Source organism: Arthrobacter sp. AK01, from assembly GCF_021109375.1.
GTDB lineage: Bacteria > Actinomycetota > Actinomycetes > Actinomycetales > Micrococcaceae > Arthrobacter.
This window is the reverse complement of the sequence record NZ_JAJOHP010000018.1, coordinates 38549-60418: the sequence shown is the minus strand read 5'-3', so window position 1 is coordinate 60418 and position 21870 is coordinate 38549. Positions and strand designations below refer to the sequence as shown.

Below are 21870 nucleotides of genomic sequence, written 5' to 3'. Positions count from 1 at the left end.
AGATCAATGGAACGCAACGTTGCTGCCACGCTCGTTTTCAAGACCGCAGCCAACACAAAGGTGGCCATGGCCATTGCCGTGGCCGGGAACCCTGGCTACGGGTCAGTGACGGAAACCCTGTCCATCACCACGGCCGGGATGGACGTTCCTTTCGCCGAACTCAGCGACCACCACGGAGGCCGTTTCCACTACATGGAGTTCAGTGAACCGAGCGAAGTGTCGGTGGAGTACCGTGCCACCGTCCATGGCTTTGGCGTCCCTGATGAGTCCTCTCCCATGGAACTGATCCGGTACGTACGTCCCAGCCGGTATGCCGAGTCTGATCGGCTCCTGCCCACCGCATACGCCGAGTTCGGCGGCCTGCAGGGAGCCGAGCTGCTCCACGCTGTCCGCAACTGGGTCAATGGGGAGCTCCGCTACGTCAGCGGTTCTTCGCGGGGTACGGACGGGGCCGTGGAAACGCTGCTTCACCGTAAGGGTGTGTGCCGCGACTTTGCCCACCTCGCCATTGCGCTGTTGAGGGCGAAAGATATTCCCGCCCGACTCACGGCGGTCTACGCGCCGGGCTTGAGTCCCATGGATTTCCATGCGGTAGCCGAAGCGTATATTGACGGTGCCTGGCACATCATCGATCCCACAGGTTTGGCACCGCGGAGGTCCATGCTCAGGATCACTGCAGGACGTGACTCCTCGGACACGGCGTTCCTGTCCACTGTGGGTGGCAGCCTGTCGCTCAAGACCCTCAAGGTGGGCGCCTCGGTCAACGGCGAGCTCCCGGTGGACGACCCCCGGGAGCTCATCAGCCTGCGTTAGTGTCCCGCCACGGAAGCACGGAGTTTTTCCGTCAGGCGAAGGAGCTCCTTTTGTTCCTCGGCGGTGAGCGCCGGCGCCACCAAGTGGGCGATGTCGCGGACATGCTCCCGGCCGATGGTCTTTTGAAGCTCACTGCCTGCTTCGGTGAGTGACAGCAATACTCCGCGGCCGTCGTCGGGGGCTGTTGTCCGCTCCACCAATCCGCGTTTCTCCAGCCGGTCCACCAAACGGCTCAAGCTGGACTGGCTCAGCAGCACTTTGTCGTTGATTTCATTGAGCCGGAGCTGCCCGGAAGGGCACTTGGAGAGCGTGAACAGGACGTCGTATTCCTTGACGGGGAGGGTTTTGAACGCCGGTCCCGACTGGAGCTTCCGCATCACCGCCACCTGGGAGCGGAACAATGACTCCCAGGTCTCGGCGGCGAGGCGAACGGCGGAGGACGCCGACGGGCTGGACATCAGGCGTCCTGCCCCGTGGCGCCTGCGGTTGCGGACTCGCTGACCTTGGCTTCCAGTGCTTCGGCAACGCGGGATGCATGCGTCGGTGCATCGGGTACGTGGGCCGGTTTCAGGGCAGCGTACTCCTTGCGCAGGACGGGAAGGACTTCCTCGCCGAAGAGGTCCAACTGCTCAAGGACGGTCTTCAGGGGGAGACCCGCGTGGTCGATCAGGAACAGTTGGCGCTGGTAGTCGCCAAAAGCCTCACGGAACGTCAAGGTTTTTTCGATGACTTCCTGGGGGCTTCCCACGGTCAGGGGCGTCTGTGAGGTGAAGTCCTCCAGGGACGGTCCGTGGCCGTAGACCGGAGCGTTGTCGAAATACGGACGGAATTCCTTCACTGCATCCTGGGAGTTCTTCCTCATGAAGAACTGGCCGCCGAGGCCCACGATTGCCTGGTCTGCCTTGCCGTGCCCGTAGTGTTCGTAGCGCTCACGGTAGAGGCCGATCAGCTGCTGGTAGTGCTCCTTGGGCCAGAAAATGTTGTTGGCAAAGAAGCCGTCGCCGAAGTATGCCGCAACTTCTGCGATTTGCGGCGTGCGGATGGAACCGTGCCAGACAAAGGGAGCGACGCCGTCGAGCGGGCGTGGTGTGGACGTGAAGTTCTGCAGCGGCGTGCGGAACTTGCCGGACCAGTTGACCGTGTCCTCGTCCCACAGCTTGCGGAGTAGGCTGTAGTTTTCGATGGCGAGTTCCACGCCGTCCTGGATGTTCTTGCCGAACCAGGGGTAGACCGGTGCGGTGTTGCCGCGGCCAAGGACCAGGTCCACGCGGCCGTCGGACAGGTGCTGCAGCATCGCGAAGTCTTCGGCAATCTTGACGGGGTCGTTGGTGGTGATCAGTGTCGTGGCGGTGGAGAGGGTGATGCGTTCGGTCTGCGCGGCGATGTACGCCAGCGTCGTGGTGGGGGAGGAGGAGAAGAATGGCCGGTTGTGGTGCTCGCCCAGGGCGTAGACATCCATGCCGATTTCTTCGACCTTCCTGGCGATCGCAACGGACGCCTTGATGCGCTCGTTTTCCGTGGGGGTGCGGCCCGTGGTGGGGTCAGTGGTGATGTCACTGACGCTGAATACGCCGATCTGCATGATGTGCCTTTCTCCCTGCCCGTGGTCCCGGGCTCTATAAACAGTGTAACCCAAACTAGATGCATTTGCATGTATCGATGTCTGTAACAGGGCAGGGCCGGGAATTGTTCCCGGCCCTGCCTGTCAAGGGGTCAATCTGTTGGGTGCCCGCTATTCTCCGGGATTGTGGGCCGCCCGGCGGCCCTTGACCCGGGGGATCATGCCCGTGGTCCAGTCCTGGAACTCATCCGATGGATCCCCGGCAGAGCCGTTGCCCGACGTGGGCTCCGGCTTGTCCTTCAAGGCTTTCTGCAGGTCTTTCTTCTCCCTGCGGCCCTCCACCAACTTGTAGAGGACAGGGACCAGGACCAGCGTCAACGCCGTAGAGGACACCAGCCCGCCGATCACCACGATGGCCAGAGGCTGTGAGATGAACCCACCGCCGCCCGTAAGTCCAAGTGCCATGGGGGTCAGCGCAAACACGGTGGCCAGCGCCGTCATCAGGATAGGGCGGAGACGTTGGCGGGCGCCGTGGGTAATGGCGTCCGCCACGTTCATGCCCGGGCTGCCGTCGTGCGGCCTGCGGTACTGGTTGATGAGGTCGATCAGGACGATCGCGTTGGTCACGACGATGCCCACAAGCATCAGCATGCCGATCAGTGAGGGGAGGCCCAGCGGAACTCCGGTTAACAGCAGCAAGCCAACAGCGCCCGTGGCGGCGAAGGGGACCGAGACCAGCAGGATCAGCGGCTGTATCAGCGATTTGAAGGCCGCGACCATAATGACGTAGACGATCGCGATGGCGGCCAGCAGTGCCAGCCCCAACTGCCGGAACGACTCCGCCTGTTGGGTCGTTGCCCCACCGATGGTGGCAGTAACCCCTGCCGGCAGTTCCACGTTGGCCAGGCGCTCCTGCACCGCGGTGCTAACGCTGCCCAGGTTGGAACCCGACGGCGTCACTGTTACCCGCGCGGTCCGCTGCCCGTTGCTGCTGGTGATGGATACGGGAGCGTCCACCTGTTCGACGGCGGCGATGGACTCCAGCGCCACCGAACCGCGTGCGGTCGGCAGCTGCAGCGCCCGCACCGAGGCAATGCTCGTAAAGCGCGTACCCTCACCGATCTGCACAGGGTAGTCGTTGGTGTCGATCCTGACGGTGCCGGCAGGGATGGGGCTGACAGTGGAGGCAAGGAAGGCTCCCACCTGCTCCTCCGTCAGGCCGGCGGCCACGGCCTTGGCCCGGTCAACCCGAACCTGCACCACCGATTGCGTGGAGGCCAGGTTGGTGGCCACCTCGGAACTGCCTGGCACTCCGTCCATGGCTTTGACCAAGGCATCGCTGGCAGTTTGGAGATCGGCGGAGTTCGCGGCCCGGATGGTGATGTCCACGGTGGAGGATGTTCCGAATCCGCCCTGCTGGGACCCTACGGTGACCTTCCCCGCGGCCCCCTCAAGCTTGGAACGGACCTTGTCCTGGAGTTTGGTCTGGTTCACTTTCTCGTCGGTGACAATCGTGAACGTGGAGTTGGATGAACCGGTGGATGTCAGGGCTGCGAAGCCCGTCTGCGCATTTCCGGAGGTGACTTGCACATCCTTGATTCCCTCAATGCCCTTGAGGGCGTCCTCGATCTTTGCGGCTTCATCGCTGGTTGCCTGCAGGCTTGTGCCTGCTGGCAGGACCTGGCGCACGGTCATGCTGTTCTCACCTGAGCGGCCCAGCAGGTCTGTGGCCAGGAGCGGAGACACTGCAATGGTCGCCACGAGGACCAAAGCCGCGGCGGACAACGTGATGACCGGGTGTTTCTGGGTTTTCGCCAGGATGGGTAGGTATCCGCGCTGGAGCCGGCTCCGCTGCTCGGCCTCACGGGCCTTCTCTGCCGCTGCCTGGGCGGACGCTGCAGCCTCAGCGCCCTTGGGCGTGGAGGAGAGGAACCAGTAGGCCAGCACGGGAACGATCGTGAGGGACACCAACAGCGACGACAGAAGCGCGATGGTCACGGTCAGGGCGAAGGGCCGGAACAGTTCCCCGGCGAGGTCGCCCACGAACGCGATGGGCAGGAAGACCGCCACCGTGGTCAGGGTGGACGCCGTGATGGCTCCGGCGACTTCCCGGATGGAGGTCAGGATGGCGGTGAGCTTGTGTTCGCCGTAACTGAGGTGTCTCTTGATGTTCTCAATCACCACGATGGAGTCGTCAACCACACGCCCGATCGCAATGGTCAGCGCCCCCAAAGTGAGGATGTTGAGCGAATATCCGGTAGCGGAGATGCCGATGAACGTGATCAGCAGCGAGAGCGGAATGGAGACGGCCGTGACCAGGGTGGACCGCACGGACATCAGGAATACCAGGATGACGGCCACGGCGAAGCCCAGGCCGAGGAGCCCTTCCGTCGTGAGGTCCTTGATTGATTTCTCGATGAACGGGGCCTGGTCGAAGACCGGTGTGAACGTGGCGTTGTTGCCCAGTTCGTCCTGCATCGGCCCGATCGCGTCACGCACCGCGTGCGAGATCGCGACGGTATCGCCCTCCGGCTTTTTGGTGACGGACAGCGCCAGGGTCGGTTTGCCATTGGTGCGCGTGATGGAGGTGGCGGCGTCGTCCTCAATGCTGACGTCGGCCACCGCCCCGATGGTGGCAGCGCCCTTCGCCCCCGCCAGGGGAAGCCCTTTGATGATGTCCAGGGAATCGACCGGACTGCCTAGTTGGAGGGACAACGTCTTGCCCTGGTCCTCGATGGTGCCCACGGGAACCAAAGTGCCGTTGTTCTTCAAGGCGTTGCTGATGGCCTGGATGGAAGCGCCACTGCTTGCCAGGTCCGTTGGACGGGGCTGGATCAGGATGTGCTGGCTGGACCCGCCTGTCACATCGGCGCCGCGGACGCCGTCGATCTTCTGGAGGCGGGGAACGCTCAGCCGCAGGAGGTCGGCGTTGAGCTCGCTGAGCGGTTTGTCCGAGGACACCGCCAGGTAGACGATAGGGAAGTCGCTGATGTTCCCGGCAATGGACTGGGGTTCGACGTCGGCGGGCAGCACCCGCTTGGCGTTCGAGATGGCCCGATCGATCTGGTTTCGGGCCCGGTCCAGGTTGGATCCGTACGTGAACACCATGGTGATCTGCGATACGCCGCTGCGGGACGTTGACGTGGTGGATTCCAGGCCTTCAACACTGTTCAGTGCTGTTTCCAGTGGCTGGCTCAATTGCTTGTCCACGACCTCAGGCGAAGCGCCAGGCATGGAAGTGACCACAGTGATCTGCGGGAACTCGATGGACGGAATAAGTTCCTGCTTGAGGGACCCCATGGTGATCACGCCGAACACCGCCGCAAAGACGGTGATCAGCGCGATCAGGGCCCGGTTTCCCAGAGAAAGCTTGGCCAGGCGGAACATTGCATTGACTCCCAGGGTCTACGTAACGATTCGTCTGACGGGAACCGGCCGCAGCCCCGGGTATGGCCTAGCTTTGGACGGCGCTGGCCACTTCCAGTTGCAAGGACCGGGCGGTGCTTGCTTCCAGTTCGGCGGCGAGGTCCGCGTTCTCGTTGAGCTTGACGCCGTAGCCCGGCATCATGTCCTTGAGCTTGGACTGCCAACCCTTGAAGTTCTTGGGGAAGGACTTCTGCAGCAGTTCGATCATGATGGGCACGGCGGTGGATGCTCCCGGGGAAGCCCCAAGCAGTGCGCCGATGGAACCATCGCGGGAAGCGATGACCTCGGTGCCGAACTGCAGGACGCCACCCTTCTGGGGGTGCTTCTTGATGATTTGCACGCGCTGGCCTGCGGTGATCAATTCCCAATTGGCGCCGGCGGCCTCGGGGTAGTACTCCCGAAGGGCCTCCACCTTGGCCTCGTGACGCTTGGCGACCTCCTTGATGAGGTATGCCGTGAGGTCCATGTTGTCCTTGGCCACTGCCAGCATCGGGATGATGTTTCCCGGACGGATGGACAAGGGGAGGTCAAGATAGCTGGACGTTTTCAGGAAGTTGGTGGAGAAGCCGGCGTACGGGCCGAAGAGGAGGGAGCGCTTGCCATCCACGTACCGGGTGTCCAGGTGGGGGACCGACATGGGAGGAGCACCCACGGACGCCTGGCCGTAGACCTTGGCGCTGTGCTGGGATGTGATGGCATCATCCGTGCAGCGGAAGAACTGTCCGGACACGGGGAAACCGCCGTAGCCCTTGCTTTCGGGAATGCCGGAGGCCTGAAGCAGGTGCAGGGCGCCGCCGCCGGCTCCGACAAAGACGAACTTCGCGTGGATACGGCCGTGTTCGCCGGACTTGGTGTGCTTGATGGACAAGTCCCATCCGCCACCTGCTGCGCGGCTGATGTTGGTGACGTCGTGGCCGTAGTTGACCTCTGCGCCGCCGTCCTGCAAGTAGGTGGTCAATTCCCGTGTCAGGGCGCCGAAGTCGACGTCGGTACCTTCAGCTGCGCGGGTGGCGGCAACGCGCTGTTTGCGGTCCCGTCCCTTGACGATCAACGGGGCCCACTTGGCGATCTGGTCCTGGTCCTCGGTGTATTCCATGCTGCGGAACAGCGTGTTGGGCTTGAGGGCCTCGTACCGGGTCTTGAGGAAGTTCGAGTGGTCATCGCCAATGACGAAGCTCATGTGCGGAACGGTGTTGATGAAGCCCTTGGGCGAGCCGATGACATTGCTGTCCACCAAGTGGGACCAGAACTGGCGTGAGAGCTGGAACTGCTCGTTGATGTGGAGGGCCTTGGAAGGGTCAACGGAACCATCTTTGGCTGCGGGGGAGTAATTAAGCTCACACAGCGCGGCATGCCCGGTGCCCGCATTGTTCCACGGCCCGGAGCTCTCAAGCCCCGCTTCGTCGAGTCGTTCGAACAGCGAGATGGTCCAGGTGGGTTCAAGTTGCTTGATGAACGCACCGAGGGTGGCACTCATGATTCCGCCGCCAATAAGGACGACGTCGGCATGTTGAGTCTTGGAAATGAAGGTCACGATCAATCTCCGTTAGCGGCGGCACTGGCTGTCACAGAATATCCCCGCGCAGACTCAATACTGAAATTGCGGGGAATCGTCAAGGCTTTAGGCGGACGTTTGTGAAAACTTCGTTGAGGACTGGTGAAGCCGGGTAGCTTTCCACCTTGTTGGACAACGCCAACGCGGAGATGGGGAAGGCAATCGGGACGGCAGGGACCGACGCCGCGATCTCTGCGTTGATTGCCTGGTACTGGGCGTTTCGGTCGTCGCCGTTGGGCATGGCACGTGCCCGCTCGATCTTGTGGAAGACTTCCGAGTCCGAGTATCCGAACTCAGCCCGGGTCTCACCGAACAGGGGCCCGAGGAAGTTGTCGGCGTCGGCGTAGGAGCCGTTCCAGCCCAGAAGGTGCAGGCCGCGGTCGCCCGCCGACTGAACCCGTTGCAGGTAACCGTCCTCCCAGTCCACCGGCACGGGCTTGATGTTGAAGCCCACTGCAACCAATTGCCGGCTGATCTCGGCGTAAATCTTCTCGGGAGTGGGCATGTAGGCGCGGGTGGCGTTCAAGGGGTAGTAGAACTTGATTTCCTCGCCCTTGTAGCCCGCCTTTTCCAGCAGCTCCTTGGCCTTCTCCGGGTTGTAGCCCAGCGAGGGGGCATTGTTATTGAAGCCACTGAGCTTGGGCGGCACGAACTGTGATGCCTGCGCCGTGTTGTCGATGAAGAACCGACGGATCAGCGTTTCCTTGTCGACTGCCATTTCGATTGCCTGGCGGACTTCCAGCTTTTCCAGGGGCGCCACTGCCTGGTTGATGCCGAGGTACATCACGGAGAAGGGGTCGCGTTGGATGATCTGGACACCCTTTTTGACCAACTGGTCGAAGGTCCCCGACGTCACGAGGTCGTAGGCGTCGATCTTGCCGTCCAGGAGGGCCTGCTGCCGCGTTTCAGCGCGATCGTAGGGGATGAAGTTGATGGTGGCTATCTGGCCCCTGTTTCCCCAGTAACCCTTATAGCTGGAGAGTGACACTTTGTTCTCGTCCCAGGCGCTGAACTCATAGGGCCCCGTTCCTACGGGATGGGAGGCATAGGCGGACACGGCCTGGCCATTGCGGGCTTGGTCCAGGACGTTGGCCTTTTGTGCTTCAAGGGCCGCCGGGGAGGAGATGGCGAAGGCGGGGAGGGTCAACGCCTGCAGGAAACCGGTGAAGGGCCGGGTCAGGTTGATTTGGACATCGTTGGCCGAGACCACCTTGCAATCTTTGAAGATGGAGAACACTGGTTCGTCGGAGTAGGCCTTGAAAACACCTTGGAAAGAAATCCCGGGTGCTTGCTTTCGGAGGTCCGCAGGGAAGGTGAACCAGCGGTTGAAGTTGGCGCAGACAGCGGCAGCGTCCAAGGGCGTGCCGTCGTGGAATGTTACTTCGGAGCGAAGCGTGAAATCGTAGCTGAGCCCGTTGTTGCTGTCCTTCCACTCCGTGGCAAGGAGGGGGGTGGTCTCGCCTGTCGCGCCATCGACGCCGACCAGTCCTTCAAGGACCTGGCGGGTGATCCGGTAGGACTCGGAATCGGCCGTCATGGCGGGGTCCAACCCCAAGGGCATGGAGGCCGTGCCGAAGTTGAAGATGGCCGCGGGCTCCGCGGGGGCGGAACTGCTTGCTGACGAAGACGGTGCCGGCCCGGGGGATCCGGTGCACGCTGCCAGTCCCAAAACCGCTACGGCAGCTCCGAACTGTACGGTCAGGCGCCGCATTTTGATGCTTGCCACTCTTGTCCCCTCAAGCCGGTTGGAAGTGCTGTGGCCGGCTTCGGCCAGACCGCATTCCAGTCTAGTTGAACGTCCTGAGTGCGCTTCCCAGCGCATTTTCAGGAAACCATCCCCACTGCTTGAGGAAAAAGACACCCCCGGTTCTGCAGAGTTCCGCAACCGGGGGTGTACCGTGTGGCCCAAAACCACTGTGCTTCTTCACACTGTGCGCAAGGGGGGACTTGAACCCCCACGCCCGAAGGCACAGGAACCTAAATCCTGCGTGTCTGCCAATTTCACCACTCGCGCTGGCCGGCAGGCGTGCCGCCCTGTTGGGCGGACCCTGCCATATACCGGACTACAGTGTACCCGCTACTTGTCCAGCTTGAGGTCCCGGCGCAGCTTGGCAACGTGGCCCGTGGCGCGAACGTTGTACTGCGCCAGGGACACTTTTCCGTCGGGGTCGACAACGATCGTGGAACGGATCAATCCCATGTAGGTCTTGCCGTAGTTCTTCTTCTCGCCCCATGCCGCGTAGGCGTCCGCGACGGCGTGGTCTTCGTCGGAGAGGAGTGGGAATGTCAGTTGTTCCTCGGCCGAGAACTTTGCCAGCGCCTTGGCGGGATCGGGGGAGATGCCTACGACGTCGTAGCCGGCGGCCTGCAGGGAACCAAGAGTGTCGCGGAAGTCGCACGCTTCCTTGGTGCAGCCGGGCGTGGACGCTGCCGGGTAGAAATAGACGATGGTTTTTCGCCCACGGAAGTCCGAGAGGCTGACGCTATTGCCTGATTCGTCCGGAAGGGTGAAGTCCGGGGCGACGTCGCCCGGGATAAGTCGTTCTGCCACAATATGCTCCTTGCTTTCGATCGCGATTTCCCAGTTTAGTGCGCAGAAGCCGCGTCTCATCCCCCTCCGCGCATATACTGTCGGCATGCCAGATATGGAGAGATGGCCCACCACCCGATTGCTTTCGACAGCTGCGCGCCTGGTGGAAATCTCGTGGAACGAAAAACTTAAGTCCATCGGCCTTACCCACGCCGGAGTCATTGCCATGCAGGTGCTTGCCGCCAAAGGTGCAATTACGCAGGCGGCGCTGGCCGAAGTTGCGCGGGTCAAGGCCCAGACAATGGGCACTACCCTCGCGCGGCTGGAGTTGCATGGGCACATCACCCGCCAACGCAGCGACTCCGACCGCAGGAGCCACGTGGTCACCCTTACCGAGGCCGGGAGCGCAGCCCTCGCGGAAGCTGTAAAGCTTGAGCAGGATGTCTTGTCCCCCGTAGCCGTTGATACCGCACGGTTGCGGGAGGAACTCAGGATAGTAGTCCGGGGGTTGGCGGGGCTGCCGGCTCCGGAAACGGAGTCCCCGGAGACTGGCACCGACGTACCCAAAGTCTGAGGAAGGCCATGGTTTCCCTCTTGGGAAGCCCTGGCGGAGAAGCAAAAAAGGCTCCGGATCGTGGAAGACGATCCGGAGCCTTTTTTCTTGGTGCACCCCCCGGGACTCGAACCCGGAACCCATTGATTAAGAGTCAATTGCTCTGCCAGTTGAGCTAGAGGTGCAGCATTTCGTTGGGGGTGCTTCGGGTAATTCGCATTCCTCGGCGAGCTCCGCAACGACAAATAACTCTACACCACTTTTTGCGGGCTAATGACCATTGGGGGGCCAGCGTGATGCATGCCATGTCATTGCTTTCCGGGGTTTCCCGGGAAAGCAAAAAGGCCTTGGAGCAATATTCGCTCCAAGGCCTTTCTTTGGTGCACCCCCCGGGACTCGAACCCGGAACCCATTGATTAAGAGTCAATTGCTCTGCCAGTTGAGCTAGAGGTGCAGCTGTTGTATTCGATCAACCCAGGGGCTTTTCATTCCCCGGCGATCTCCGCAACGACATGTAACTCTACACGACTTCCACCGAAGTGTGAAATCGACTCCCAACCGACTGCGGACCTCAGGATGAGCCCCGCAGGATCAGCGCGAAGTCGGGGTTTTTGTTGTTGCTCAGGACCCACAGCGTGCCGTCCGGAGCTCTGGCCACATCCCGCAACCGCCCATATTCACCTGTGAAATAGGCCACAGGTTCACCAGCCGTCCCGGCGTTGAGCGGGACTGCCCAGAGCCGTTGACCTCGCAGGGCGCCTGTGTAGGCCACGCCGTCCACGATTTCGAGTCCGCTCGGGGACGCCTCGGAAGTTGAAGGCCACACGACCTTGGCGTCGATCAGTCCGGCCCTGCCGGGTGCGCCGGTCACTGCAGGCCATCCATAGTTGCCCCCCGGCGTTATGAGGTTCAGTTCGTCATCCACGTCCGGACCAAACTCGCTGGCCCATAACCTTCCTTCGCTGTCCCATGCCAAGCCCTGGACGTTGCGATGACCGTAGCTGTAGACGGGATTTTCACCGAACGGATTTCCCGGGGCGGCACGTCCTTCCGGAGTAAGGCGCAGGATCTTGCCGCCCAAGGCATTGGTATCCTGCGGCTGTTCCCTGCGCTGGGAGTCGCCTGTGCCTACGTAAAGGAATCCATCGGGGCCAAAGCGGATCCGGCCGCCGTTGTGGGTTGATGCCTTGGATATGCCGGAGAAGATGACTTCCGGGTCGCCGAGTGACAGCCTCCCGCCTGCGTCCTCGTCGAGCCGCATCCGCGCAATACGGTTGTCGCTCGCAGAAGTGAAATAGGCATACAGCCAACGGTCTGTGGGGTAAGTCGGCGACACGGCAAGGCCCAGCAGGCCACCTTCGCCTCCGGGGTCGACGCCGGGAACCTCACCTATGGTTGTGGCCCGGCCATCGCGAATGCCCTTGACCTGGGCCGAATCGCGCTCGGATACCACCGCTGTGCCGTTCGGCAGGAAGACGACGGACCAAGGGAGCTCCAACCCGACGTCGAGCTTCCCCAGGAGGTCAGTGGCGGGCTGGGGGCCCACCGTCCCCTGACCGCCTCCAGCACTGGCAGTTGAGGAGGGGGCTGTCGCCCCCGGGGTCGCTGCGGATCCCGGCGACGATGGACTGCCAGTGCATGAAGCCAGGGCCAGGATCAGGGCGAATGCCGAAGCAGGCATGAGCGAGATGCGCCGTGCCACTGCGTGCCTGCCCATGCCTGCGTCCGTTGCCTATGCCTGCGGATTCTGCCGCTTCAGTGCCTGTTGCGCCTGGGCGGCCTGAAGCCGGCAGCTTCCGCATGTGCGGCCGACTCGAACCAAACGTCCGCGGTGACGTCGTCGTACCCTGCCGCGTCTTCATCGTGGTAGGTCATGGCGGCGGCGTTGGCCTTTACGGGGTAGCCGTCTCCCGAAGCGCTGGAGGACCCGGTTCCATAAGGGTGCTCGGCCGCAAGGTGTCCGGAACTTGCGGAATCCTCGGCCGCGGCAGACTCTGCGCCCGGCAGCGTGGGGGAGTGGGCGTCGGTGTACTCATGGTGATGGACCGGGGCGCCGCTCTCATCGGTCCATGACGATTCCCATTCGGCCTTGTCTGCCGCATCAACTGCGTCTGCTGCATCAACTGCGTCTGCTGCATCGACTGCGTCTGCTGCGGCGGCTGGTTGTGAAGCACCTGCATCCCAGTCGTCAACGTCGCCGGCGTCGGCGGCATGCAGCTTCGCGTCGGTGTCCACTTCGGGTTCATCCACCACCGGCTCCTCGATCACCGGCTCCTCAATGACAGGTGCGGCGATGACAGGTTCTTCCACCGTCAAGCCCGGAGTTTCCACCGGGTGGGGTTCGGGGGAGGGGGTCTCCGGCGCGTCGTCAACGTCGCCGATGGAGGAGGCGCTGTTGGCCCCTTCTTCCCTGCTGGCTTTGATGTCGCTTGCTTCGTCGCTGATTGATTCTTCCCCTGCGGGGCCGCTGCCCTCGGCGGCAGCCTTGCCCAAATTCGTTACTCCGGCCAGGCCGGCTAGACCTGCTGTCGCGGCGGCTGCATCCGGAAGGGGAGAGGTGTTGCTGGGCTCCATTGCGGCGGGAGCGTGGGTTGAGACCGAATTACGTGCTTTGTTGCGGTTCATCAGCCACCAGACAATAGCAATGACCAACACAATGACAATGACCCAAATTAACCAGTCCATGGTGGATGCCCTTCTGCTCACAGCGGTGCAGTTCGTGGTGTTCCTGACGTTACGTGCCTCCTAATGGGCTGTCCAGCGTTTGACCTGCTGTTCCACGGAACTTAATCAGTTTGCTTAGGAATGTGCGGGGGTCGGAAAATGCTGTGGAAAGGAATTCCGGCGGGTCGCCTAGGCTGGCTGAATGGACTTCAAAAGGCTGCAGATTCTGCGCGAGTTGGCAGACCGGCAAAGCGTTGGCGCAACGGCTGATGCCATGAATGTCACTGCTTCTGCTGTTTCCCAGCAATTGAAAACCCTGCAGGCGGAAATCGGTGTTGTGCTCGTTGAGAAGGTGGGCAGGGGTGTTCAGCTCACGGAGGCCGGGCACGCCATGGCCGCCGCTGCTGCAGACATCGCCACCGCCATGGCAAGGGCGGAATCCACCATCGACACCTATCGGAAGGGCTGGCAGGCGCGCGTTTCGGCGGCCTTCTTCCCCAGCGCCGCCGAGATGCTGTTGCCAGGTGTGTTGCATCGGGTCGCGGCTGTGGACGGCCTCACCTTTGACGCCCATTTCGAGGACCCGGGTACAGCCCATTTCGCACCTTTGGTGGCGGATTACGACATCGTCCTTGCCCACAGCGTGGATGGGCCGGAGGTTTTCGCTCGTCAGGGACTGATGGTGGTGCCGTTGCTGGAAGAGGCCCTGGACGTCGCGATGCCGGCCGGCCACCCCCTGTCGGCCAAGGCCGTGCTAAGTCCCGAGGACGTCGTTGACTACCCCTGGATCGGCGTTCCGGAGGGGTTCCCTTTTGACACCGTCCTTCGGCAGATTGAACTGAACGCCGGCAGGCAGGCTTCGAGGGGTCAACGGTATCCGGACCTGAGGGTGCTTGAGGCCCTCGTGGGTGCCGGCCACGGAATCTGCCTTCTCCCGCGTTATACGGCCCGGGCCAGTGCCAGACGAGGTTTGGTCCTTCGACCACTCACGGAGGTGAAAGCCAGCAGGAGCATCGTTGCCTTGTTGCGCCAGGAGGTTGCCGCGCGGGCCACCATCTCCCTTGTCGTGGACATACTCAAGGACGAGGCTGCCGCAATCGGCAGGGAACTCCACGATTCCCACCACGACACATAAAGTCCGGATCAGGTTATGACCGCAATATTCGGCTGATCATGCATAAACCGGTGGGGAACAGTACTGGCGGCCCCAAGGTACCCATAGACTTTGCTCATGAGTGACACCACCCAGATTGCGACAGACAACACGCCGGACATCAAGCCCCGCAGCCGGGTCGTGACCGACGGCATTCACGCGGCACCCGCCCGCGGGATGTTCCGCGCGGTCGGCATGGGCGACGACGACTTTGCCAAACCCCAGATTGGTGTCGCCAGTTCATGGAATGAGATCACCCCCTGCAACCTCTCCCTCAACCGCCTCGCGCAGGGTGCCAAGGAAGGCGTCCACGCCGGCGGTGGCTTCCCGATGCAGTTCGGCACCATTTCCGTTTCAGACGGCATTTCCATGGGCCATGAGGGCATGCACTTCTCGCTCGTTTCCCGCGAGGTCATTGCCGACTCCGTGGAAACCGTGATGCAGGCCGAGCGCATCGACGGCTCGGTTCTCCTGGCCGGTTGCGACAAGTCGCTTCCCGGCATGCTCATGGCCGCGGCCCGCCTGGACCTCGCCTCGGTCTTCCTCTACGCCGGCTCCATCATGCCGGGGTGGGTCAAGCTTGAGGACGGCTCGGAGAAGGAAGTTACCCTCATCGACGCTTTCGAAGCCGTCGGCGCCTGCGCCGCGGGCAAGATGAGCATGGAGGACCTTACCCGGATCGAAAAGGCCATTTGTCCCGGCGAGGGCGCCTGCGGCGGCATGTACACGGCCAACACCATGGCATGCATCGGCGAGGCCCTGGGCATGTCCCTTCCGGGGTCGGCCGCCCCACCCTCGGCAGACCGCCGTCGTGATGACTTCGCCCGGAAGTCCGGTGAAGCGGTAGTCAACCTGCTGCGCCTGGGCATCACGGCCCGCGACATCATGACCAAGAAGGCCTTCGAAAATGCCATTGCCGTCACCATGGCATTCGGTGGTTCCACCAATGCCGTGCTGCACCTCCTGGCCATTGCCCGCGAGGCGGAAGTTGAGCTGACGCTGGATGACTTCAACCGCATCGGCGACAAGATCCCGCACCTCGGGGACCTCAAGCCATTCGGCCGGTACGTCATGACTGACGTGGATAAGATCGGCGGCGTGCCCGTCATCATGAAGGCGCTGCTCGACGCCGGCCTGCTGCACGGTGACTGCCTCACCGTCACCGGCAAGACCCTTGCCGAAAACCTCGCCTCGATCAACCCGCCGGACCTTGACGGCAAGATCCTTCGCGCCTTGGACAACCCCATCCACAAGACCGGCGGCATCACCATCCTCCACGGCACCATGGCCCCGGAAGGAGCCGTGGTGAAGAGCGCCGGTTTCGACGCCGATGTCTTCGAAGGCACCGCGCGTGTGTTCGAGCGTGAGCAAGGCGCACTGAACGCGCTGGACAATGGCGAAATCCATAAGGGTGATGTTGTGGTCATCCGCTATGAAGGACCCAAGGGTGGACCCGGCATGCGGGAGATGCTGGCCATCACAGGAGCCATCAAGGGCGCGGGCCTGGGCAAGGATGTCCTCCTGCTCACGGACGGCCGTTTCTCGGGTGGTACCACGGGCCTGTGCATCGGCCACGTTGCGCCGGAAGCGGTCGACGGCGGTCCCATCGCCTTCGTGCAGGATGGCGACCGGATCCGCGTAGACATCGCGGCCCGATCGTTCGACCTCCTGGTTGACGAAGCCGAGCTTGAAGCCCGCAAGGTGGGCTGGGAGCCGCTGCCGGCCAAGTTCACCAAGGGTGTCCTGGCCAAGTACGCCAAGTTGGTCCACAGTGCCTCCACTGGGGCGTACTGCGGATAGTTCCTACCGTGGACTCCGGCTGCCATGAGACAGTCGGAGTCCGGTGGGCGGACATCGCTGTCCAAATAGTGAGATACGGTAGTGGTCAATTGACACGTATCTCACTTTGAGGGAACACTGAACGCATGATCACATTCGTTACCGTCGGCGTCGTCGTCCTTACCAAGCGCGTGGCTTAGTCCGACCGGTAACGAACTGTCACGCGCAAACCCCTCGAAGAGCCGGAAGGCTGAGGGGTTTTTTTATTCCCCTAAGCAAGACCCATCTATTGAAGATCCACTAAGGAAGAGTCCGATGAGCAAAGGATCGCCGATCAGCCCCTCGCTGATGGCTGCAAAGTCCGCTGGAGCCCACAAAGCTCCGGAAAAGGTCGACCGTACGGCTGAGGCCGTCGTCGTCGACGCTGTTGCGCCTCTCTCTCCTGTACTTGGGCCGAACACCGTTGTACCCCCAACGGTGATGTCCGGCTCGCAAGCAATTGTCCGCTCGCTCGAAGAACTCGGCGTGGACGATATTTTCGGTTTGCCCGGTGGCGCGATCCTGCCCACCTACGACCCCTTGATGGCTTCCAGCATGAATCACATCCTGGTCCGTCACGAACAGGGAGCCGGCCACGCCGCGCAAGGCTACGCCATGGTCACTGGACGGGTTGGCGTTTGCATCGCTACCTCGGGCCCCGGTGCCACCAACCTCGTTACCGCCATCATGGACGCCCACATGGACTCCGTGCCGATGGTGGCCATTACCGGCCAGGTCTCCAGCGGAGTCATCGGTACCGATGCCTTCCAGGAAGCGGACATCGTGGGTATCACGATGCCCATCACCAAGCACTCTTTCCTCGTGACGGACCCCAACGACATTCCGCACGTCATGGCAGAAGCTTTCCACCTCGCATCCACGGGCCGTCCCGGTCCTGTGCTGGTAGACATTGCCAAGGACGCCCAGGTGGGCCAGATGACGTTCTCCTGGCCGCCGAAGGTTGACCTGCCGGGCTACCGTCCAGTGGTCCGCGGCCACAATAAGCAGGTCCGCGAAGCTGCCAAGTTGATCGCCGCAGCAAGCAAGCCGGTCCTGTACGTGGGCGGCGGCGTAGTCAAGGGCCACGCCTCGGCCGAGCTGATGGAACTCGCGCTGGCTACCGGCGCCCCTGTGGTCACCACGTTGATGGCACGTGGCGCATTCCCTGATTCCCATCCCCAGCACGTTGGCATGCCCGGCATGCACGGCTCAGTATCCGCCGTGACTGCCTTGCAGCAGGCCGACTTGCTGATCACCCTTGGTGCCCGGTTTGATGACCGGGTCACGGGTGTATTGAAGACCTTCGCCCCCTTCGCCAAGGTCATCCACGCAGATATTGATCCCGCGGAAATTTCCAAGAACCGTACAGCCGATGTCCCGATTGTTGGCTCGGTCAAGGAAATCATTCCGGAGCTCACCGAAGCCGTAAAAACGCAGTTTGAACTCAGCGGGACCCCGGACCTGGATTCCTGGTGGGCCTTCCTGGGCAACCTGCGGGACACATATCCGCTGGGTTGGACGGAGCCTGAAGACGGGCTCACGGCTCCGCAGCGCGTGATCAAGCGCATCGGTGAGCTCACCGGTCCCGAAGGCATCTACGTTGCCGGCGTCGGCCAGCACCAGATGTGGGCCGCCCAGTTCATCAAGTACGAACGGCCCCACGCCTGGCTGAATTCAGGTGGCGCAGGAACCATGGGATACTCGGTTCCGGCAGCCATGGGTGCCAAAGTCGGCGAACCGGACCGCGTGGTCTGGGCCATCGACGGTGACGGCTGCTTCCAGATGACCAATCAGGAACTGGCCACCTGTGCCATCAACAACATCCCCATCAAGGTGGCCATCATCAATAACTCCTCGCTGGGCATGGTCCGCCAATGGCAGACGTTGTTCTACGAGGGCCGCTACTCGAACACGGACCTGAACACAGGCCATGACACCATCCGGATTCCGGACTTCGTGAAACTGGCCGATGCCTACGGTTGCGCCGCACTGCGGTGTGAGCGTGACGAAGACATCGACGCCACCATCCAGAAGGCCCTCGAGATCAATGACCGCCCGGTGGTCATCGACTTCGTCGTCAGCCCCAACTCGATGGTGTGGCCCATGGTGCCTTCGGGCGTCAGCAATGACCAGATCCAGGTTGCCCGCAACATGACCCCGGAATGGGAAGAGGAGGACTAGGCATGACCCGCCACACACTGTCCGTTCTGGTAGAAGACAAGCCCGGCGTGCTGACCCGCGTGGCCAGCCTCTTCGCCCGGCGCGCATTCAATATCAATTCCCTGGCTGTGGGACCCACCGAAGTCCCCGGCATGTCCCGCATGACGGTTGTCGTCGACGCCGACGGCGACCTCATTGAGCAGGTCACCAAGCAGCTCAACAAGTTGGTCAACGTGATCAAGATTGTGGAGCTGACTTCAGAATCTTCCGTACAACGCGACCACATCCTGGTCAAGGTACGTGCGGATGCCGCGACACGCCTGCAGGTTACCCAAGCTGCAGACTTGTTCCGTGCCGCCGTCGTCGACGTGTCCACCGACTCGTTGGTGATTGAGGCAACCGGTACCCCCGAGAAGCTCGCTGCACTGCTCTCAGTGCTCGAGCCGTTCGGCATCCGTGAAATCGTGCAGTCCGGCACCTTGGCCGTTGGACGGGGATCCCGCTCCATGAGTGACAGGGCGCTCCGCTCCGCGTGAGCAGTGCGTCCAGTACCGCAGCACCACAATCAATATCTAAGAAAACCACTCAAGAGGAGTTACGCAAGTGACTGAAATGTTCTATGACGACGACGCAGACCTGTCGATCATCCAGGGCCGCAAGGTAGCCATCGTTGGCTACGGTTCCCAGGGCCACGCCCACGCGCTCAACCTGCGCGATTCCGGCGTCGAGGTTGTTATCGCACTGAAGGACGGCTCCAAGTCGGCCGCCAAGGCAGAGGATGCAGGCTTCACGGTCAAGAACGTTGCGGACGCTGCCGAATGGGCAGACGTCATCATGATCCTGGCACCGGACCAGCACCAGCGCTCGATCTTCAACGATTCCATCAAGGACAAGCTGACCGAGGGCAAGGCGCTTGCCTTTGCACACGGCTTCAACATCCGCTTCGGCTACATCGAGGCTCCGGCCGGCGTTGACGTCATCCTGATCGCTCCGAAGGCTCCGGGCCACACCGTGCGCCGCGAATTCGAAGCCGGCCGCGGTATCCCGGACATCATCGCTGTTGAGCAGGACGCTTCCGGTTCCGCATGGGACCTGGCGAAGTCCTACGCCAAGGCCATCGGCGGCACCCGCGCCGGCGTCATCAAGACCACCTTCACCGAAGAGACCGAAACCGACCTCTTCGGCGAGCAGTCCGTCCTTTGCGGCGGCGTTTCCCAGCTCGTCCAGTACGGCTTCGAAACCCTGACCGAAGCCGGCTACCAGCCGCAGATCGCCTACTTCGAGGTTCTCCACGAGCTCAAGCTCATTGTGGACCTCATGTGGGAGGGTGGCATCGCCAAGCAGCGCTGGAGCGTTTCCGACACCGCTGAGTACGGCGACTACGTCTCCGGCCCGCGCGTCATCACCCCCGAGGTGAAGGAAAACATGAAGGCTGTCCTCGCGGACATCCAGAGCGGCGCGTTCGCCAAGCGCTTCATCGACGATCAGGACAACGGCGGCGCCGAGTTCAAGGAACTGCGTGCCAAGGCAGAGCAGCACCCCATCGAAGAGGTCGGCCGCGAACTGCGCTCCCTCTTCTCCTGGCAGCAGCAGGACGCCGACTACGTTGAAGGTTCCGCAGCCCGCTGATCCTTGGGAGCATGAGCCCAGTGGCGCATGCCCTGCACGACGCCCGTCCGGCCAACACAGCCGGGCGGGCGTCGCCGTTTTACCCGTCGTTTCTCCACCGAATAGCCCAGCCACCCTGGCTGTGAACTTCTTCACAACAGCTACCGGTCCGGCCGTAACATCCCTCGCCGGCAACGGAATCCCCGCCCGGATTCGATATTCTGGGCTGGTCCCGGCGCCGTGCCCGGGCCACGCATCCGCTCCTTGTCCAGTTCTGTCCCAAAGTTGTCCAAAGTAAGGTGCCACCCCGTGTCAGCCAGCAAACCCGTCGTCCTCCTCGCAGAGGAACTTTCGCCCGCCACAGTCGAGGCATTGGGCCCGGACTTTGAAATCCGACAGACCGACGGCGCCGACCGTTCCCAGCTGCTGTCCGCAATCGCCGACGTCGATGCCATCCTGGTTCGTTCGGCCACGCAGGTGGACGCCGAAGCCATTGCTGCGGCCAAGAACCTCAAGGTCATCGCCCGTGCAGGCGTCGGACTGGACAACGTGGACATCAAGTCCGCCACGCAGGCCGGCGTCATGGTGGTCAACGCCCCCACGTCCAACATCGTCTCGGCCGCAGAACTCACCGTGGGCCACATCCTGAGCCTGGCCCGCCACATCCCGCAGGCCAGCTCCGCGCTGAAGAACGGCGAGTGGAAGCGCTCCAAGTACACCGGCATCGAGCTCTTCGAGAAGAAGATCGGCATCATCGGCCTGGGCCGCATCGGCGCCTTGGTGGCAGCGCGCCTGCAGGGCTTCGAAACCGAGATTCTTGCCTACGACCCCTACATCACGGCGGCCCGCGCGGCCCAGTTGGGCGTCAAGCTGGTAACGCTGGATGAACTTCTGCAGAATTCCGACTTCATCACCATCCATATGCCCAAGACGCCGGAGACGGTGGGCATGCTGGGCGCTGACGCATTCCGCAAGATGAAGGAATCTGCGTACGTCATCAACGTTGCCCGTGGCGGTTTGGTGGACGAAGAGGCTCTCTATGTTGCGCTGAAGGAAGGCCAGATTGCCGGTGCCGGCGTGGATGTCTTCGTCAAGGAGCCGAGCACCGACCTCCCGTTCTTCGAGCTGGACAACGTCATTGTCACCCCGCACCTTGGAGCGTCCACCGACGAAGCCCAGGAGAAGGCTGGCGTCTCTGTTGCCAAGTCGGTCCGCCTGGCGCTTGCCGGCGAACTTGTTCCGGACGCAGTCAACGTTGCCGGCGGCGTCATCGCCCCCGACGTGCGCCCGGGCATCCCGCTGATCGAAAAGCTGGGCCGGATCTTCACTGCGCTGACCCACGCATCCTTGACGCAGATCGACGTCGAGGTCGCTGGCGAAATTGCGGCACTGGACGTCAAGGTTCTTGAACTGGCCGCACTGAAGGGCGTATTCGCCGACGTCGTCACCGAGCAGGTCTCCTACGTGAACGCTCCGGTCATCGCCGAACAGCGCGGCATCAACACCCGCCTCATCACCACTCCCGACGCTGAGGACTACCGCAACGTCCTGACCATCCGTGGCGCACTCAGCGATGGTTCCCAGATCTCTGTTGCCGGTACCCTTACGGGTCCCAAGCAGGTGGAGAAGCTGGTGGGCGTCAACGGATACGACGTCGAAATCCCCATCAGCGAGCACTTGGTTGTTGTGGCCTACGCAGACCGTCCCGGCGTGATCGGTACCATCGGACACATCCTGGGCATGAACAACATCAACATCGGCGGCATGCAGGTGGCCCGCCAGACTGAAGGCGGCCAGGTTCTTGCGCTCCTGACCATCGACAGTTCAGTCCCGCAGCAGGTCCTGGAGGCCATCAAGGCCGGTATCGGCGCAGACATGGTCCGGGAAGTGGACCTGGAGGACTAGGACTGGATCTGATTTCCACCCGCTAAGTTCGCGTGCCGGCGACACACCTTTGGCACGCAGGAGTGGCCGGTCTGCTTACAATGGCTGAGTCCGTGATTCGGACCCGGCAGCAGGCCGGCCACAA

Annotated in this window: 16 protein-coding genes and 3 tRNA genes; 8 read left to right on the top strand and 11 right to left on the bottom strand. The window is 62.3% G+C overall.

The genetic code is table 11. From position 1 onward, the window contains the following. Positions 1 to 6: 6 nt before the first annotated feature. Positions 7 to 813 (top strand): transglutaminase family protein, encoded by an 807-nt coding sequence (locus LN996_RS08550; RefSeq protein ID WP_231339972.1) that lies wholly within the window; start codon positions 7 to 9, stop codon positions 811 to 813. Here LN996_RS08550 and LN996_RS08545 read toward each other — a convergent pair. From LN996_RS08545 to bcp, 7 genes are all read right to left on the bottom strand, one after another. Further along, complete coding sequence (locus LN996_RS08545; protein WP_231339971.1) at positions 810 to 1271, bottom strand: MarR family winged helix-turn-helix transcriptional regulator; 462 nt, start codon at positions 1269 to 1271, stop codon at positions 810 to 812. The genes LN996_RS08550 and LN996_RS08545 overlap by 4 nt on opposite strands. Next, on the bottom strand, positions 1271 to 2395 hold the full coding sequence (locus tag LN996_RS08540) for an LLM class flavin-dependent oxidoreductase (protein WP_231339970.1): 1125 nt from the start codon (positions 2393 to 2395) through the stop codon (positions 1271 to 1273). The genes LN996_RS08545 and LN996_RS08540 overlap by 1 nt, the downstream gene beginning before the upstream one ends. A gap of 150 nt (positions 2396 to 2545) precedes the next feature. After that, positions 2546 to 5761: an efflux RND transporter permease subunit gene (locus tag LN996_RS08535; protein WP_231339969.1), complete on the bottom strand. Its 3216-nt coding sequence runs from the start codon at positions 5759 to 5761 to the stop codon at positions 2546 to 2548. A 67-nt stretch (positions 5762 to 5828) separates the two neighbouring features. Beyond that, positions 5829 to 7334, bottom strand: coding sequence for a malate:quinone oxidoreductase (locus LN996_RS08530; protein WP_231339968.1), 1506 nt, complete (start codon positions 7332 to 7334; stop codon positions 5829 to 5831). 79 nt (positions 7335 to 7413) lie between these two features. Next, entirely contained in the window at positions 7414 to 9066 is a 1653-nt protein-coding gene (locus LN996_RS08525; RefSeq protein WP_231339989.1) for an ABC transporter substrate-binding protein, read from the bottom strand. Positions 9067 to 9287: 221 nt separating this feature from the next. Beyond that, positions 9288 to 9369, bottom strand: a tRNA-Leu gene (locus tag LN996_RS08520). A 63-nt stretch (positions 9370 to 9432) separates the two neighbouring features. Then, on the bottom strand, positions 9433 to 9906 hold the full coding sequence (gene bcp, locus LN996_RS08515) for a thioredoxin-dependent thiol peroxidase (RefSeq protein ID WP_231339967.1): 474 nt from the start codon (positions 9904 to 9906) through the stop codon (positions 9433 to 9435). Between the two features lie 85 nt (positions 9907 to 9991). Between bcp and LN996_RS08510 the strand changes: the two genes are divergently transcribed. Further along, positions 9992 to 10459 (top strand): MarR family winged helix-turn-helix transcriptional regulator, encoded by a 468-nt coding sequence (locus LN996_RS08510; protein ID WP_231339966.1) that lies wholly within the window; start codon positions 9992 to 9994, stop codon positions 10457 to 10459. Positions 10460 to 10547: 88 nt separating this feature from the next. Here LN996_RS08510 and LN996_RS08505 read toward each other — a convergent pair. From LN996_RS08505 to LN996_RS08490, 4 genes are all read right to left on the bottom strand, one after another. Then, positions 10548 to 10623 (bottom strand) — tRNA-Lys (locus tag LN996_RS08505). 193 nt (positions 10624 to 10816) lie between these two features. After that, positions 10817 to 10892, bottom strand: a tRNA-Lys gene (locus tag LN996_RS08500). A gap of 117 nt (positions 10893 to 11009) precedes the next feature. Further along, positions 11010 to 12155 carry a sorbosone dehydrogenase family protein gene (locus LN996_RS08495; protein WP_231339965.1) on the bottom strand — a complete coding sequence of 382 codons (1146 nt, stop codon included), beginning with the start codon at positions 12153 to 12155 and terminating at the stop codon, positions 11010 to 11012. A 38-nt stretch (positions 12156 to 12193) separates the two neighbouring features. Then, on the bottom strand, positions 12194 to 13123 hold the full coding sequence (locus tag LN996_RS08490; protein ID WP_231339964.1) for a hypothetical protein: 930 nt from the start codon (positions 13121 to 13123) through the stop codon (positions 12194 to 12196). Between the two features lie 181 nt (positions 13124 to 13304). Between LN996_RS08490 and LN996_RS08485 the strand changes: the two genes are divergently transcribed. The 6 genes from LN996_RS08485 (at position 13305) to serA (ending at position 21746) form a co-directional block, all read left to right on the top strand. Next, positions 13305 to 14237, top strand: coding sequence for a LysR family transcriptional regulator (locus LN996_RS08485; protein WP_231339963.1), 933 nt, complete (start codon positions 13305 to 13307; stop codon positions 14235 to 14237). Between the two features lie 96 nt (positions 14238 to 14333). Further along, positions 14334 to 16055: a dihydroxy-acid dehydratase gene (gene ilvD / locus LN996_RS08480; protein WP_231339962.1), complete on the top strand. Its 1722-nt coding sequence runs from the start codon at positions 14334 to 14336 to the stop codon at positions 16053 to 16055. A gap of 294 nt (positions 16056 to 16349) precedes the next feature. After that, the gene (locus LN996_RS08475) at positions 16350 to 18254 is read left to right on the top strand and encodes an acetolactate synthase large subunit (protein ID WP_231339961.1); all 1905 of its coding nucleotides are present in this window, start codon (positions 16350 to 16352) and stop codon (positions 18252 to 18254) included. 2 nt (positions 18255 to 18256) lie between these two features. Continuing rightward, a complete protein-coding gene (gene ilvN / locus LN996_RS08470; RefSeq protein ID WP_021470923.1) occupies positions 18257 to 18769 on the top strand; it encodes an acetolactate synthase small subunit in 513 nt (170 codons plus the stop codon). A gap of 67 nt (positions 18770 to 18836) precedes the next feature. Beyond that, complete coding sequence (gene ilvC / locus LN996_RS08465) at positions 18837 to 19862, top strand: ketol-acid reductoisomerase (RefSeq protein ID WP_159702194.1); 1026 nt, start codon at positions 18837 to 18839, stop codon at positions 19860 to 19862. Positions 19863 to 20150: 288 nt separating this feature from the next. Continuing rightward, positions 20151 to 21746, top strand: a complete 1596-nt coding sequence (gene serA, locus LN996_RS08460; protein ID WP_159702197.1) for a phosphoglycerate dehydrogenase — start codon at positions 20151 to 20153, stop codon at positions 21744 to 21746. Positions 21747 to 21870: the final 124 nt, after the last annotated feature.